This window comes from Burkholderia sp. AU30198 (assembly GCF_020419825.1).
In the GTDB taxonomy this organism is placed as follows: Bacteria; Pseudomonadota; Gammaproteobacteria; order Burkholderiales; family Burkholderiaceae; genus Burkholderia.
On record NZ_JAIZSA010000020.1, the window covers coordinates 89,823 to 104,588 of the forward strand.

15 protein-coding genes are annotated in these 14,766 nt (G+C 64.8%); 12 read left to right on the forward strand and 3 right to left on the reverse strand.

The window, feature by feature from the left end; all coding sequences use genetic code 11:
- The first annotated feature begins 266 nt into the window (after positions 1 to 266).
- The gene (lpdA, locus tag LGN19_RS32830; RefSeq protein WP_226219421.1) at positions 267 to 2,033 is read left to right on the forward strand and encodes a dihydrolipoyl dehydrogenase; all 1,767 of its coding nucleotides are present in this window, start codon (positions 267 to 269) and stop codon (positions 2,031 to 2,033) included.
- A 150-nt stretch (positions 2,034 to 2,183) separates the two neighbouring features.
- Here the strand turns inward: lpdA and LGN19_RS32835 are convergent, their stop codons facing one another.
- Entirely contained in the window at positions 2,184 to 2,627 is a 444-nt protein-coding gene (locus tag LGN19_RS32835) for a hypothetical protein (protein WP_226219423.1), read from the reverse strand.
- Between the two features lie 164 nt (positions 2,628 to 2,791).
- Positions 2,792 to 3,358 carry a phasin family protein gene (locus LGN19_RS32840; RefSeq protein ID WP_043190358.1) on the reverse strand — a complete coding sequence of 189 codons (567 nt, stop codon included), beginning with the start codon at positions 3,356 to 3,358 and terminating at the stop codon, positions 2,792 to 2,794.
- 653 nt (positions 3,359 to 4,011) lie between these two features.
- Here LGN19_RS32840 and pbpG point away from each other — a divergent pair.
- Positions 4,012 to 5,178, forward strand: a complete 1,167-nt coding sequence (gene pbpG / locus LGN19_RS32845) for a D-alanyl-D-alanine endopeptidase (protein ID WP_122945791.1) — start codon at positions 4,012 to 4,014, stop codon at positions 5,176 to 5,178.
- 91 nt (positions 5,179 to 5,269) lie between these two features.
- On the opposite strand, the gene LGN19_RS32850 is transcribed toward pbpG, so the two are convergent.
- A complete protein-coding gene (locus LGN19_RS32850) occupies positions 5,270 to 6,079 on the reverse strand; it encodes an IclR family transcriptional regulator (RefSeq protein ID WP_050013008.1) in 810 nt (269 codons plus the stop codon).
- Positions 6,080 to 6,261: 182 nt separating this feature from the next.
- On the opposite strand from LGN19_RS32850, the gene LGN19_RS32855 reads away from it, so the two are divergent.
- The 10 genes from LGN19_RS32855 (at position 6,262) to hscA (ending at position 14,727) form a co-directional block, all read left to right on the forward strand.
- Positions 6,262 to 6,984, forward strand: coding sequence for a (Fe-S)-binding protein (locus LGN19_RS32855; RefSeq protein ID WP_069248359.1), 723 nt, complete (start codon positions 6,262 to 6,264; stop codon positions 6,982 to 6,984).
- A 34-nt stretch (positions 6,985 to 7,018) separates the two neighbouring features.
- Positions 7,019 to 8,431 (forward strand): lactate utilization protein B, encoded by a 1,413-nt coding sequence (locus LGN19_RS32860; protein WP_043190348.1) that lies wholly within the window; start codon positions 7,019 to 7,021, stop codon positions 8,429 to 8,431.
- A 129-nt stretch (positions 8,432 to 8,560) separates the two neighbouring features.
- The gene (locus LGN19_RS32865; protein ID WP_175222658.1) at positions 8,561 to 8,788 is read left to right on the forward strand and encodes a hypothetical protein; all 228 of its coding nucleotides are present in this window, start codon (positions 8,561 to 8,563) and stop codon (positions 8,786 to 8,788) included.
- 101 nt (positions 8,789 to 8,889) lie between these two features.
- Positions 8,890 to 9,372 carry a low molecular weight protein-tyrosine-phosphatase gene (locus LGN19_RS32870; protein WP_122945789.1) on the forward strand — a complete coding sequence of 161 codons (483 nt, stop codon included), beginning with the start codon at positions 8,890 to 8,892 and terminating at the stop codon, positions 9,370 to 9,372.
- Positions 9,373 to 9,486: 114 nt separating this feature from the next.
- Positions 9,487 to 10,026 carry a Fe-S cluster assembly transcriptional regulator IscR gene (gene iscR, locus LGN19_RS32875; protein ID WP_122945788.1) on the forward strand — a complete coding sequence of 180 codons (540 nt, stop codon included), beginning with the start codon at positions 9,487 to 9,489 and terminating at the stop codon, positions 10,024 to 10,026.
- Positions 10,027 to 10,090: 64 nt separating this feature from the next.
- Complete coding sequence (locus LGN19_RS32880) at positions 10,091 to 11,314, forward strand: IscS subfamily cysteine desulfurase (RefSeq protein ID WP_122945787.1); 1,224 nt, start codon at positions 10,091 to 10,093, stop codon at positions 11,312 to 11,314.
- 68 nt (positions 11,315 to 11,382) lie between these two features.
- Positions 11,383 to 11,790 (forward strand): Fe-S cluster assembly scaffold IscU, encoded by a 408-nt coding sequence (iscU, locus tag LGN19_RS32885; RefSeq protein WP_006481982.1) that lies wholly within the window; start codon positions 11,383 to 11,385, stop codon positions 11,788 to 11,790.
- A gap of 65 nt (positions 11,791 to 11,855) precedes the next feature.
- Entirely contained in the window at positions 11,856 to 12,179 is a 324-nt protein-coding gene (iscA, locus tag LGN19_RS32890; RefSeq protein WP_014896627.1) for an iron-sulfur cluster assembly protein IscA, read from the forward strand.
- A 97-nt stretch (positions 12,180 to 12,276) separates the two neighbouring features.
- Positions 12,277 to 12,804, forward strand: a complete 528-nt coding sequence (gene hscB / locus LGN19_RS32895) for a Fe-S protein assembly co-chaperone HscB (RefSeq protein WP_011352560.1) — start codon at positions 12,277 to 12,279, stop codon at positions 12,802 to 12,804.
- Positions 12,805 to 12,858: 54 nt separating this feature from the next.
- A complete protein-coding gene (hscA, locus tag LGN19_RS32900) occupies positions 12,859 to 14,727 on the forward strand; it encodes a Fe-S protein assembly chaperone HscA (RefSeq protein WP_226219425.1) in 1,869 nt (622 codons plus the stop codon).
- The last annotated feature ends 39 nt before the right edge of the window (positions 14,728 to 14,766 follow it).

Below are 14,766 nucleotides of genomic sequence, written 5' to 3' on the forward strand. Positions count from 1 at the left end.
GGGGCTCGCGGGGGCGTGGTTTTTTGTCGGTTGTCCATGCCCTGTCGTTGAACCTGTTTTGCTTACGGTCTATTAGCGTCGCCCCTGCGCGGGGCGGCGGTCACTTTTCTTTGTCTTCCAAAGAAAAGTAACCAAAAGAAAGGCGCGTCCTTGGGCGGACAGCAAAGGTGGTTCTGCCCAGGTTCGCGTTCTTTTGTCAGGCCGTAGTCGGGTTCATTCGCGGGTTCCTCCCCCTCTGTCTGCAGTCAATCAAGAAGGGGACAGTAATGAGTCTCATCGAAGTCAAGGTTCCGGATATCGGCGATTTCAGCGGCGTCGATGTCATCGAAGTCAACGTGAAACCCGGCGACGTGATCGAAAAAGAGCAAACGCTCATCACGCTCGAATCCGATAAAGCCTCCATGGAAGTGCCCAGCGACGTCGCCGGCACCGTCAAGGAAATCAAGGTCAAAGCCGGCGAGAAAGTCTCGCAAGGCACCGTCATCGCCATCGTCGAAGCAGCAGCAGGCGCCGCCGCACCCGCGAAAGCACAGGAACCGGCCAAGCCCGCAGCAGCTGCGCCGGCACCGGCCGCCGCCGCTCCGGCACCCGCGCCGCAAGCCGGCAGCTACGCAGGTGCCGCCGACATCGAGTGCGACATGCTCGTGCTCGGCGCCGGCCCCGGCGGATACTCGGCCGCGTTCCGCGCTGCCGACCTCGGCATGAAGACCGTGCTCGTCGAACGCTACTCGACGCTCGGCGGCGTGTGCCTGAACGTGGGCTGCATCCCGTCGAAGGCGCTGCTGCATACGTCGCTCGTCGTTGAGGAAGCCGCGGCGCTCGCGTCGCACGGCATCACGTTCGGCAAGCCCGAGATCAACCTCGACAAGCTGCGCGACTTCAAGTCGGGCGTCGTCAAGAAACTGACGACGGGCCTCGCCGGCATGGCGAAGGCACGCAAGGTCGAAGTGGTCACGGGCGTCGGGTCGTTCGTCGATCCGTATCACATGGAAGTGCACGGCGAGAACGGCAAGAAGGTCGTCCGCTTCAAGCAGGCGATCATCGCGGCCGGTTCGCAATCGGTGAAGCTGCCGTTCCTGCCGGAAGACCCGCGCATCGTCGATTCGACCGGCGCGCTCGAACTGCGCCAGCAGCCGAAGCGGATGCTCGTGATCGGCGGCGGCATCATCGGTCTCGAAATGGCGACGGTCTACTCGACGCTCGGCGCCGAGATCGACGTCGTCGAAATGCTCGACGTCCTCATGAACGGCGCGGACCGCGATCTCGTCAAGGTCTGGGAAAAGTACAACGCGAAGCGCTTCGGCAACGTGATGCTGAAGACCAAGACGGTCGGCGCGGAAGCGAAGGAAGACGGCATCTACGTGACGTTCGAGGGCGAGAAGGCGCCGGCGGAGCCGCAGCGCTACGACCTCGTGCTCGTCGCGGTGGGCCGTAGCCCGAACGGCAAGAAGATCGGCGCCGACAAGGCCGGTGTGGCCGTGACGGATCGCGGCTTCATCGACGTCGACAAGCAGATGCGCACGAACGTGCCGCACATCTTCGCGATCGGCGATATCGTCGGTCAGCCGATGCTCGCGCACAAGGCCGTGCACGAAGGCCACGTCGCAGCGGAAGCCGCGCACGGCGAAAAGTCGTACTTCGATGCGCTGCAGATCCCGTCGGTGGCCTACACCGATCCGGAAGTGGCCTGGGCCGGCAAGACGGAAGAGCAGTGCAAGGCCGAAGGCATCAAGTACGGCAAGGCCGTGTTCCCGTGGGCCGCTTCGGGCCGCGCGATCGCGAACGGCCGCGACGAAGGCTTCACGAAGCTGATCTTCGATGAGGAAACCCATCGCGTGATCGGCGGCGGCATCGTCGGCCTGAACGCGGGCGACCTGATCAGCGAAGTGTGCCTCGCCGTCGAGATGGGCGCGGACGCGGAAGACATCGGCAAGACGATCCATCCGCACCCGACGCTCGGCGAATCGGTCGGCATGGCCGCCGAACTGTACGAAGGCGTCTGTACCGACCTGCCGCCGCAACGCAAGAAGTAACGCGACCGGCACGGCCGGTCAGGTGCCGGCCATGAAAAACGCCGCCGCTCGGGAAACCGGGCGGCGGCGTTTTTATTGCTGCATGACCAGGGCAGGGTGGGGCGGCCTATGCCGAAGGCGTGGGTCCGCGCACACGCAGAACGGCGGGGTCTACTTCGCCGCCTTGACGAATTGCGGAGCGACGCCGAGTTTTTCGCGGAGTTGCCTGATGAACGCGTGTAATTCGTCGCGTGGCGCGGCAGCGCCGTGCGGCGGGGGCGTCTCGCCCATCGAGACCTCGATCGTGAGGTAGGATTTGTTCGGACTCGATTTCGCCGGCGTCACGACGATCAAGTAGCGGTAATGGCTGGTGTTGTCTTCTCCAGCGATCACGTGTTCGTCGGAAATCACCACCGTTCCATTCTTCGTCAACCATGACCGGGCCGCATCCACGATGCCGGCAAAGGGTAGCTCGACCGCGTACATTTCCATCGGTGGCGTTTCTGCCGGTTGAGACGTCGCGGCGGGCGGGGCGGCCGTGGCCCGGCCAGGCATCGCAAGCGCCGCGACGGAAATGGCCGTGGCGACGGTGATGGATCCGAGCGTTCTGTACATGAAGGAAAAGAGAAGGCGAAACGTTCTTCTTCGGGATGGGCATGCGTGATGCCACACAACGAAAGAGGGCAATGACCGGCAGCGATTGTCGCCCGATTGCATGTTCTGGCGCCAGAAATGAAAAAGCCGCGCTTGTGCGCGGCTCTTTCAGGAGCAGGGGACGCTTACGCGGCCGGCTTGCTCGTACGACGTGCAGCAGCGGCGGTAGCAGCCTTCGTTGCGACGGCAGCAGCAGCGTTGAAGTTCGTTTCAGCGATTTCGACGGCTTGCTTCGTGGCCTTCTGAACCGTTTCGTACGTGGTGTTCGCAGCGTTCAGTGCCGACTTCAGGGCAGCGACAGCCGTTTCCGAACCAGCCGGGGCATTCTTCGCGACGTTGTCGACGAGTGCCTGGACCTTCTTGTTCTGCTCTTCGAATTGCGCTTCGGCAACCTTCGTGAACTCGGCTTGCGTCGACGATGCGATTTCATACAGGTGACGGCCGTACGACAGCACCTTTTCCGCGACCGGCTGCGACAGGCTGGCTTGCAGCGCGATCAGTTCCTGTGCGTCCTTCACCGACAGCAGACGCTGTGCGTTTTCCTGGCTCTCGGCCAGCGTCGACTTCACGACCTGCAGGTTGAGTTCGATCAGCTTTTCGACGCCTTCGAATGCCTTGGTCGTCAGACCGAACAGGCTTTCGAGGTTGGCTTTCTGGGCGGCGGCGATTTGCTCGGGGGTCAGCAAGGACATGTCAAGCTCCTGAAAAGCGATCGCGTCGATCGCAGGGGAAAGGGCACTACGCTGGGGAACCTCGGATGCGCGTGCTTTGTGCAACGCAGCAATGAGGCTTATTTTAGGGCAGACAAAACCATTGTCAAGTATTTTTTGTGCGTTGCACAATCGTGACAAATTATCGATAAAACAACGAGTTATCGTGCCCGTCCGGAATCGGTTTCATGCGTGTTCCCAGATGGTGCGCACGACCGTGGGGCAGGCGCGGCGCACCATGATCATGCACAGGTAAACCTGACAGGCCTGTGGAACGTTATCCTTCTGTTCCTGTCGAAAAACGCGCCGTTTCGATGCGCGTACCGTGGCGACGTGCCGCCGCCACGGCCGAGACTGGCGCCCCTGGCACCCCGAGCGCCGGATACGTAGTTTCCCCGCTTTAAATCGCCTCCGAAGTGACGTTATCTCAATTAACCGTGTGTAATCGGGAGACGGGTACTGTCGGGCAGCGCATCCCATGAATTTTTTCGATGGGAGCGGGAGGGTTCATTGGTCAGAGGTTGGCCGACCCTTACATTCCGGTTTAACGACGATCGGTAAGTGCCTAATATTGCTCTTTTTTTCAGCTTTAACTACACTTGCGGAAACCTCCCGCCCGCTTTGTCCAGACCCCAATGAAAGCCGAATCGTTTTCACCGCGCAGATTGTTGCAGAGCATGACGCTCGGCACGGCTGTGTCGGTCGCAGTCGCCTTGCTGGCGACCACCGCGACCGTCGCGCCTGCTGACGCCTTTGCCGCCACTGCGAAGACCCAACAAGCCGCCAAGAAAAAGGCTGTCGCTCCTGCTTCGTCCGCGAAGAAGAAGTCTGCCAAGGCCAGCTCCGACAAATCCGCCAAGGTCGCCGCAGCCGATGCGCCGCGCGCGAAGGCATCGCGCAAGCGCGTGACGCTCGCGTCGAACGTGCATGGCGGCCATCACGGCGCAGTCCGCAAGGTCGCGTTCCAGCCGCGCCGGCCGACCGTCGGCCAGGCGTTCGGCCTGCACGACACGCCCGACGCGCTCGCGCTGCGTTCGAGCGTCGCGTACGTCGTCGACCAGAACTCGGGCGAGCCGCTGTTCGACAAGAATTCGCACGCCGTCGTGCCGATCGCGTCGATCTCGAAGCTGATGACGGCGATGGTCGTGCTCGACTCGAAGACGCCGATGACCGACCAGATCGAAGTCACCGACGAAGACCGCGATTACGAGAAGGGCACGGGCTCGCGCCTGTCGGTCGGCTCGGTGCTGTCGCGTGAAGACATGCTGCACATCGCGCTGATGGCGTCGGAAAACCGTGCGGCCGCTGCGCTGTCTCGCTACTACCAGGGCGGCCGTCCGGCGTTCATCGCCGCGATGAACGCGAAAGCGAAGTCGCTGGGCATGACCGACACGCACTTCGAGAATTCGACGGGTCTGTCGAGCTCGAACGTGTCGAGCGCGCGCGACCTCGTGAAGATGGTCAATGCGGCGTACCAGTACCCGATGATTCGTCAGTTCTCGACCGATCGCACCTACGAGGTGTATACGGGCAAGCGCAACCTGGTCTACAACAGCACGAACGCGCTGATCCGCGGCAACGGCTCGTGGGACATCGGTCTGCAGAAGACGGGCTTCATCAACGAAGCGGGCGAATGCCTTGTCATGCAGGCGACGATCCACGGCAAGCCGATGGTGATGGTGCTGCTCGATTCGTTCGGCAAGTATTCGCGCTTCGCCGATGCGGCGCGCCTGCGCAACTGGCTCGATGCCGGTGGCGGCGAGCGCCTGACGGCGGCCAACACGCCGAACGGCGGGACCTGATCGCACGCTGGCGTGGCGGTTCGCCGCGCGCCGACGGCTGAAAAAAAGCCCCGCAATCGCGGGGCTTTTTCATTGGGTGCGCGGGAGCGGTTTACGCCTGCCGCTGCAGCCCGTCGACATCCTTCGCGGGCGCCGGCCGGTAGCCGAGCGATTCCGAAATGGTGAGGGCCGTCCGGCTCAACTGGCCGAGCCACGCATCCTGCAGGCGATCGGCCGGTGCCGACAGCGACAGGCCCGCGACGAGCTTGCCCGAATCGTCGTAGATGCCGGCCGCGATACAGCGCACGCCAAGCTCCAGCTCCTCGTTGTCGCGTGCGCACGATTGCTGACGGACGATCGTCAGCTCGCGCTCGAGCTTCGCGATGTCGGTGATGCTGTTCTGCGTATGACCGGACAGCCCCGTGCGCGTCGCATAGGCGCGCACGCGCGACGTTTCGTCGGCCGCGAGGAACAGCTTGCCGACCGACGTGAGGTGCAGCGGCGCGCGGCCACCGATCGCACGGACGACCTGCATCCCCGAACGCTCCGAATACGCACGCTCGATGTAGACGATCTCGTCGCCCTGGCGTACCGACAGGTTCACGGTCTGCCCGGTAAGACGGTGCAGTTCGCGCATCGGCATCAGCGCCGCGTCGCGTACCGACAGGCGCGCCTTCACGAGGTTGCCGAGCTCCAGCAGCCGCATGCCGAGGCGGTACGTGCCGGGATCGGAGCGGTCGACGAGACGGCAGGTCACCATGTCGTTGAGGATGCGGTGCGCGGTCGACGGGTGCAGCTCCGTCCGCTGCGCAAGCTCCTTCAGGCTGACAGGGTCGCTGTGCGCGGCGAGCGCGTCCAGCAGCCGCATCATGCGTTCGATCACCTGGATCGACGTTTTTGAATCCGGGGTGGGTTGGCTCATGTCGGGGGAGAAATCGGTTGACGCGTCAAGCGGTGTTGCAACGATTGTATCTCGTATCGTGAAAAAAGCGAACGCCGTTCGAGGAAATCCTCGTTTCGCGCGGTGCGGGCTTGCGCGCGAGCGGCGTTGGTCTTGCCGGCCAAACGGCGGATAATGAGAGCCGTTTTCTCGAAGGAGCACGTATGCGAGTCGGTTTGTTCGTGACCTGCCTGGTCGATCTGATGCGCCCCGAAATCGGTTTTTCGGCGCTCAAGCTGATTCGCGACGCCGGCTACGAGGTGATCGTGCCGCCCGCGCAGACTTGCTGCGGCCAGCCGGCCTACAACTCGGGCGACCGCGCGCTGGCGCGCGATCTCGCGGAAAAGACATTGCGCGAGTTCGAACAGTTCGACTACGTCGTCGCGCCGTCGGGGTCATGCGGCGGGATGATTCGCGCGCACTACGGCGACCTGTTCCGCGACGACCCCGAGCTGATGGGGCGCTATACGCGGTTCCAGCAGAAAGTCTACGAACTGACCGATTTCCTGGCGAATGTCGCGAAGGTGTCGCTTGCGCCGGGCGAATTCACGGGGCCCGTCACCTATCACGATTCGTGCTCGGGCCTGCGCGAGCTCGGCGTGAAGGCGCAGCCGCGCGCGCTGCTCGCGCAGCGCGGCATCGCGGTTACCGAGATGAAGGACTGCGAGCACTGCTGCGGCTTCGGCGGCACGTTCGCGGTCAAGTACGGCGACATTTCGGCGGCCATCGCGGACGAGAAATGCGCGAACGTGCGCGCGTCGGGTACGGGCGCCGTCGTGCTCGGCGATCTCGGCTGCATGCTGAACATCGAAGGGCGGTTGCGCCGCACCGGCGACCGCGACACGCGCGTGCTGCACGTCGCGCAGGTGCTGGCGGGCGACGTCTGACGCCCGGTTCCGCTCACTTTTCCCCGATACCGCGATGCAAGTTCAATCGATGCATTTCAAGGCGCGCGCCGGCCAGAAGCTGGCCGACCAGCGCCTGCAGCAGAACCTGAAGAAGTTGTCGACGAAGTTCGTGTCCGCGCGCGCCGATGCGATGACCGCGATCGACTTCCCGGCCACGCGCGCCGCGCTGAAGGCTCGCCGCAACCGCGCGCTGGAGAACCTCGACGTGTGGCTCGAGGCGTTCGAGCGCGAGGCGACGCGGCGCGGCACGACGGTGCTGTTCGCCGAAACGACCGCGGACGCCGCGCGGCTCGTGGCCGACATCGCGCGCCGTCACGACGTGAAGAAGGTCATCAAGACCAAGTCGATGGTGTCGGAGGAAATGCGCCTGAACGCGGTGCTCGCGGAGATGGGCGTGCAGTCGATCGAGACGGATCTCGGCGAATACATCCTGCAGATCAACGACAACGAGCCGCCGAGCCACATCATTGCGCCCGTCGTGCACAAGGACAAGGACGAGATCGCCGACCTGTTCGCGCGCACGCACCATCGCGAGCGGCTCACCGAGATTCCGGACATGACGCGCGAGGCGCGCGAGGTGCTGCGCCCGCATTTCATGTCGGCCGACATGGGCGTGACGGGCGGCAACTTCGTGATCGCCGAGACCGGCTCGGTCGCGATCGTGACGAACGAAGGGAACGAGGGGATGTGCACGGTGATGCCGCGCGTGCATGTGGCGGTGACGGGCATCGAGAAGGTGCTGCCGACGCTCGAGGATCTCGCGACCGCGATGCGCCTGCTGCCGCGCTCCGCGACGGGGCAGAAGACGTCGAACTATTTCTCGCTGCTGACCGGGCCGCGAGGCCCGGGCGACGAGGACGGCCCCGAGCACAACTACGTGGTGCTCGTCGACGGCGGCCGCACCGGGCTGATCGGCGGCGAGTTCCAGGAGATGCTGCGCTGCATCCGCTGCGGCGCATGCATGAACCATTGTCCGGTTTATCAGAAGGTCGGTGGCCATGCGTACGGCTGGGTCTATCCGGGGCCGATGGGGTCGGTGCTGACGCCGAGCTACGTCGGGCTCGACCGCGCGCTCGACCTGCCGCAGGCCGCGACGCTCTGCGGGGAATGCGACAGCGTGTGCCCGGCCGGGATTCCGTTGTCGCATCTGTTGCGCACGCTGCGCGAGAAGCAGGTCGAGCGGCACCTGCGGCCGTGGCGCGAGCGGGCGGCGCTCGCCGCATGGGGCTTCGTCGCGCGCCGGCCGATGCTGTACGCGCTGACGACCAAGCTCGCGGTGCGCATCCTCGAACGGCTGGGCGGCAACGGCGGCACGCTGCGGCGCTTGCCGATGATGGGTGGCTGGATGGATACGCGCGACATGCCGACCCCGACCGGGCGCACGTTCCGCGAGCTGTACGCGGCGTCGCAAAGCCACCTCGGCTGACGACTGTTCATCCGGCGACAACAGTGCGTTCGCTATTTGTATATTTATCTCGATAGGTGCGGTCTATAGAATCCTGTCTGTAGTCCCCGGAATTGGGTTTCGGGGTACGAGGTCAAGGAGGTCCGCATCATGAGAAAGACAATATCGATGTACTGGCCGCTGGCAATCGTCGTTCCGCTGGCTGCGGCTGCCTATCTGCATGCGATGGCCGATGCGCCGTCGCGTGGTCCGCTCGCGGTTCACCAGGCATCCGCCGAATTGGCGCGTACGGTGTCGTTCGGGCTGGTCGGCGACGCGGCGAAGCCGCTGCCGGCGGCATCCGGCGACGTCGTGCTCGCCGCGCCGAAGGCGCTGTAAGGCACGGCGCCGTCGCTTTGCGCGGCGGCGCGATTTCGGCCGCCTTTGTATAATGGCGTGCTCTTCTCCCACGCGGTCCGCCGCGGCTTTCCGATAGTGCGATGAACCGCGTTTCGATCTGTTTCGTCTGTCTTGGCAACATCTGCCGTTCGCCCACCGCGGAAGGCGTGATGCGCCACCAGGTCGATGCGGCCGCGCTGGCCGACCGGATCGCGATCGATTCGGCCGGCACCGGCGACTGGCATGTCGGCGAGCCGCCCGATACGCGTGCGCAGGCGGCCGCTCGCGGCCGCGGCTACGATCTGTCGGCGCTGCGCGCACGGCAGGTGAGCGCGGCGGATTTCGAGCGCTTCGACCTGCTGCTCGCGATGGACGAGGCGAATCTCGCGGAGTTGCGCCGCCGTTGTCCGCCGCAGCATCGCGACAAGGTGCGCCTGCTGATGGAATTCGCGCCGGACTCGACCGAAACTGAAGTGGCCGATCCGTATTTCGGCGGCGCACAGGGCTTCGAGCAGGTGCTCGATCAGGTCGAGCGTGCATGCGCGGGCCTGCTGGAGACGCTCCGGGCCCGCACGGCGCGCTGATCGAACGATATTCAGCGGTCTGCGAATACCCTATCAAAGACATGGATACTTGACTAAAATCGTCAAATATTTATACTTGACCAAAATCGTCAAGATTGCAGTCCCCTAGACACCATGAGACTCACCACTAAAGGCCGTTTCGCCGTCACGGCGATGATTGACTTGGCACTGCGCCAGGAGCAGGGCCCGGTGACGCTTGCAGGCATCAGCCAGCGCCAGCGGATTTCGCTCTCGTATCTCGAACAGCTGTTCGGCAAGCTGCGCAGGCATGAAATTGTCGAATCCGTGCGCGGCCCGGGCGGTGGCTACAACCTCGCGCGTCGCGCGCAGGACGTCACCGTTGCCGACATCATCATCGCGGTCGATGAACCGCTCGACGCCACGCAGTGCGGCGGCAAAGGCACGTGCGACGGCTCGAAGCAGCCCGACGGCCATTGCATGACGCACGAGCTGTGGTCGACGCTGAACCAGAAAATGGTCGAATACCTCGATTCGGTGTCGCTGCAGGATCTCGTCGATCAGCAGCGCGCTCGCGAGGGCGCACCCGCGGTGCTGCGCGACCGACGCACGCCGGAGCCCGCCGCGGCGCCGGCCGAGCCGGTGCGCACGATGCCGCTCGGCCCCAATTCGGTGTTCAACATCGCGAGTTCGTGAGCGCGAAGGCGCCGCCATACCCCATAACGCACATAGTCCCTGCACAGAATTCCCGGAGCGACAGATGACCCAAGACACTCTCCACCTGCCCATCTATATGGATTACAGCGCGACGACGCCGGTCGACCCGCGCGTGGTCGACAAGATGGTGCCGTACCTGCGCGAGCAGTTCGGTAACCCGGCGTCGCGCAGCCACGCGTATGGCTGGGATGCGGAGCGTGCGGTCGAGGAAGCGCGCGAGAACGTGGCCGCGCTCGTGAACGCGGATCCGCGCGAGATCATCTGGACGTCCGGCGCTACGGAATCGGACAACCTCGCGATCAAGGGTGCCGCGAACTTCTACAAGGGCAAGGGCAAGCACATCATCACGGTGAAGACCGAGCACAAGGCCGTGCTCGATACCTGCCGCGAGCTCGAGCGCGACGGTTTCGAAGTCACCTACCTCGACGTGAAGGATGATGGCCTGATCGACCTCGACGTGTTCAAGGCCGCGCTGCGCCCGGACACGATCCTCGTGTCGGTGATGCACGTGAACAACGAAATCGGCGTGATCCAGGACATCGAGACGATCGGTGAGATCTGCCGCGAGAAGGGCATCGTGTTCCACGTCGACGCCGCACAGTCGACCGGCAAGGTCGCGATCGACCTCGCGAAGCTGAAGGTCGACCTGATGTCGTTCTCGGCGCACAAGACCTACGGCCCGAAGGGCATCGGCGCGCTGTACGTGCGCCGCAAGCCGCGTGTGCGCATCGAAGCGCAGATGCACGGCGGCGGCCACGAGCGCGGCATGCGTTCGGGCACGCTGGCGACGCACCAGATCGTCGGCATGGGCGAAGCGTTCCGCATCGCACGCGAAGAAATGGCGACGGAAAACGAGCGCGTCCGCATGCTGCGCGACAAGCTGCTGCGCGGCCTGTCGCAAATCGAGGAAACGTACGTGAACGGCGACATGGAGCGCCGTGTCCCGCACAACCTCAACATCAGTTTCAACTTCGTCGAAGGCGAGTCGCTGATCATGGCGATCAAGGACGTCGCGGTGTCGTCGGGCTCCGCATGCACGTCGGCGTCGCTGGAGCCGTCGTACGTGCTGCGTGCGCTCGGCCGCAACGACGAGCTGGCACACAGCTCGATCCGCTTCACGGTCGGTCGCTTCACGACGGAGCAGGAAGTCGATTTCGTGATCAACCTGCTGAACAGCAAGATCGCGAAGTTGCGCGAACTGTCGCCGCTCTGGGAAATGCACCAGGATGGCATCGATCTGTCGACGATCGAATGGGCCGCACACTGAGCGCCGGATTGAACATACCCGCGGGCGGATTCGCGCACGCAGACGTAACGAGTCAAGGAGTCTGAGTCATGTCTTACAGCAACAAGGTTCTGGATCACTACGAAAACCCGCGCAACGTCGGTTCGTTCGCGAAGGACGACGACACGGTCGGCACGGGCATGGTCGGCGCGCCGGCCTGCGGCGACGTGATGAAGCTGCAGATCCGCGTCGGCGCGGACGGCGTGATCGAAGACGCGAAGTTCAAGACCTACGGTTGCGGTTCGGCGATCGCATCGAGCTCGCTCGTCACCGAATGGGTGAAGGGCAAGACGCTCGACGAAGCACTGTCGATCAAGAACACGCAGATCGCAGAAGAACTCGCGCTGCCGCCGGTGAAGATTCACTGCTCGATCCTCGCGGAAGACGCGATCAAGGCAGCCGTGGCTGACTACAAGAAGCGTCACGACACCAAGGAAGGCGATCAGGCAGCAGCCTGAGCGGCATCGAGCAGCTTGAGAAGGACCGCGGCGAGCCCCGGGTGGCGTGCCGCGGCAAGGACATCATGGCAATTACACTGACCGAAAAAGCAGCACAGCACGTCCAGAAATACCTCGTCCGTCGCGGCAAGGGTGTGGGCCTGCGGCTTGGCGTTCGCACGACCGGGTGCTCGGGGCTCGCGTACAAGCTCGAGTATGTCGACGAGCTGGCTCCCGAGGATCAGGTGTTCGAGAGCCATGGCGTGAAGGTGATCGTCGATCCGAAGAGCCTGGCCTACATCGACGGCACCGAGCTCGATTTCGCACGCGAAGGCCTGAACGAAGGGTTCAAGTTCAACAACCCGAACGTGAAGGACGAGTGCGGCTGCGGCGAATCGTTCCGCGTGTGACCACGCGGATCTCCGCGCGATGCGGGCAAGAGGCGGCACGGGCCGCCTTTTTAATGTGCGGCGTTTGCCGCGCGACGAACCGGAATTGAACGCGACGATGGTCTCGCTGAAAGACAGCCACTTCGACCTGTTTCACCTGCCGGCGCAATTCGCGCTCGACGAGACGGTGCTCGACGCCGCCTATCGGACGGTGCAGACGCAGGTGCATCCGGACCGCTTCGCGGCGGCCGGCGATGCGCAGAAGCGCATCGCGATGCAATGGGCAACCCGCGCGAACGAGGCGTACCGCACGCTGCGCGATCCGCTGAAGCGCGCGTCGTATCTGCTGTCGCTGCGCGGCGTCGACATCGGTGCGGAAAACAACACCGCGATGGAGCCGGCGTTCCTGATGCAGCAGATGGAGTGGCGCGAGGGCATCGAGGATGCCGCGGCCGCCCGCAACGTCGACGCGCTCGACGCGCTGCTCGCCGAGTTGCGCGAAGAGCGGCGCGTGCGGGTGGAGCGCCTCGGCACGCTGCTCGACAGCGGCGCCGATCAGGCGGCCGCCGAAGCCGTGCGCCAGCTGATGTTCATCGAACGGGTCGCGTCGGAAGTGGGCGCGCAGATCGAGCGCCTCGAAACTTAACCGCGTGCCTTGCGGCACGCGCAGCAAACGGGCCGAGCGCCCGAACGAACCAAGATGGCTTTACTGCAAATTTCCGAACCGGGCATGGCGCCGGCGCCGCATCAGCGGCGACTCGCCGTCGGGATCGATCTCGGCACGACGAACTCGCTCGTCGCGGCCGTACGCAACAGCGTGCCCGAAGTCCTGCCGGACGAAGCGGGGCGCGTGCTGCTGCCGTCGGTGGTCCGCTATCTCGAGAAGGGCGGCCGCCGCATCGGTCACGAGGCGAAAGAGCAGGCCGCGACCGATCCGCGCAACACGATCGTGTCGGTGAAGCGCTTCATGGGCCGCGGCAAGGCCGAAGTCGAAGGCGCGGCGAACGCACCGTACGAATTCGTCGATGCGCCGGGCATGGTGCAGATCCGTACGATTGACGGCGTGAAGAGCCCGGTCGAAGTGTCGGCCGAGATTCTCGCGACGCTGCGCTATCGCGCGGAAGATTCGCTTGGCGATGACCTGGTCGGCGCGGTGATCACGGTGCCCGCGTATTTCGACGAAGCACAGCGCCAGGCGACCAAGGATGCCGCGCGCCTCGCGGGCCTCAACGTGCTGCGCCTGCTGAACGAACCGACCGCCGCGGCGATTGCCTATGGTCTCGACAACGGGGCCGAAGGCCTCTACGCGGTGTACGACCTCGGCGGCGGCACGTTCGACCTGTCGATCCTGAAGCTGACGAAGGGCGTGTTCGAAGTGCTGGCCGCAGGCGGCGATTCCGCGCTCGGCGGCGACGATTTCGACCATGCACTGTTCGGTCATGTGCTCGCGCAGGCCGGCATCGACGCGAAGACGCTCGCGCCCGAGGACGTGCGTCTGCTGCTCGACCGTGTGCGCGTGCTGAAGGAAGCGCTGTCGTCCGCGCCGCAGGCGTCGCTCGACGTCACGCTGTCGGGTGGCGCGCACCTCGTGCAGACGATCTCGCACGACACGTTCGCGTCGCTCGTCGAGCCGCTCGTGCAGCGCACGCTCACGCCGACCCGCAAGGCGCTGCGCGACGCGCAGGTCACGCCGGCCGACATCAAGGGCGTCGTGCTCGTTGGCGGCGCGACGCGCATGCCGGTGATCCGCGACGCGGTCGCGAAATATTTCGGCCAGCCGCCGCTCGTGAACCTCGATCCGGACCAGGTCGTCGCGCTCGGCGCGGCGATCCAGGCCGACCTGCTCGCAGGCAATCGCGGCACCGGCGACGACTGGCTGCTGCTCGACGTGATCCCGCTGTCGCTCGGTGTCGAGACGATGGGCGGCCTCGTCGAGAAGATCATTCCGCGCAACTCGACGATTCCGATCGCGCGCGCGCAGGAATTCACGACCTTCAAGGACGGCCAGACCGCGATGGCGATCCACGTCGTGCAGGGCGAGCGCGAGCTCGTCGCCGACTGCCGGTCGCTCGCGCGTTTCGAGCTGCGCGGCATTCCGCCGATGACGGCAGGCGCCGCACGCATTCGCGTGACCTACCAGGTCGACGCGGACGGCCTGCTGTCGGTGTTCGCCCGCGAGCAGTTGTCGGGCGTCGAGGCATCGGTCGTCGTGAAGCCGTCGTACGGTCTTGCCGACGACGACATCGCGAAGATGCTCGAGGACAGCTTCAAGACCGCCGAAATCGACATGCGCGCTCGCGCGCTGCGCGAAGCGCAGGTCGAGGCCGAGCGGATGCTCGAGGCGACGCAGGCTGCGCTGGCGGCCGACGGCGAACTGCTCGACGCGGACGAACGCACGCAAGTCGACACGCTGGCCGCGGCGCTGCGCGCGGTGGCGCAAGGCGACGATACGAGCGCGATCGAAGCGGCGACCAAGGCGCTGGCCGACGGCACCGACGAATTCGCGGCGCGCCGGATGGACAAGAGCATCAAGCGCGCGCTGTCGGGCCGCCGGCTCGACGAGCTCTGAACTCACGCACTGCGCATCGGCCGGCGACGGCCCGCGCGA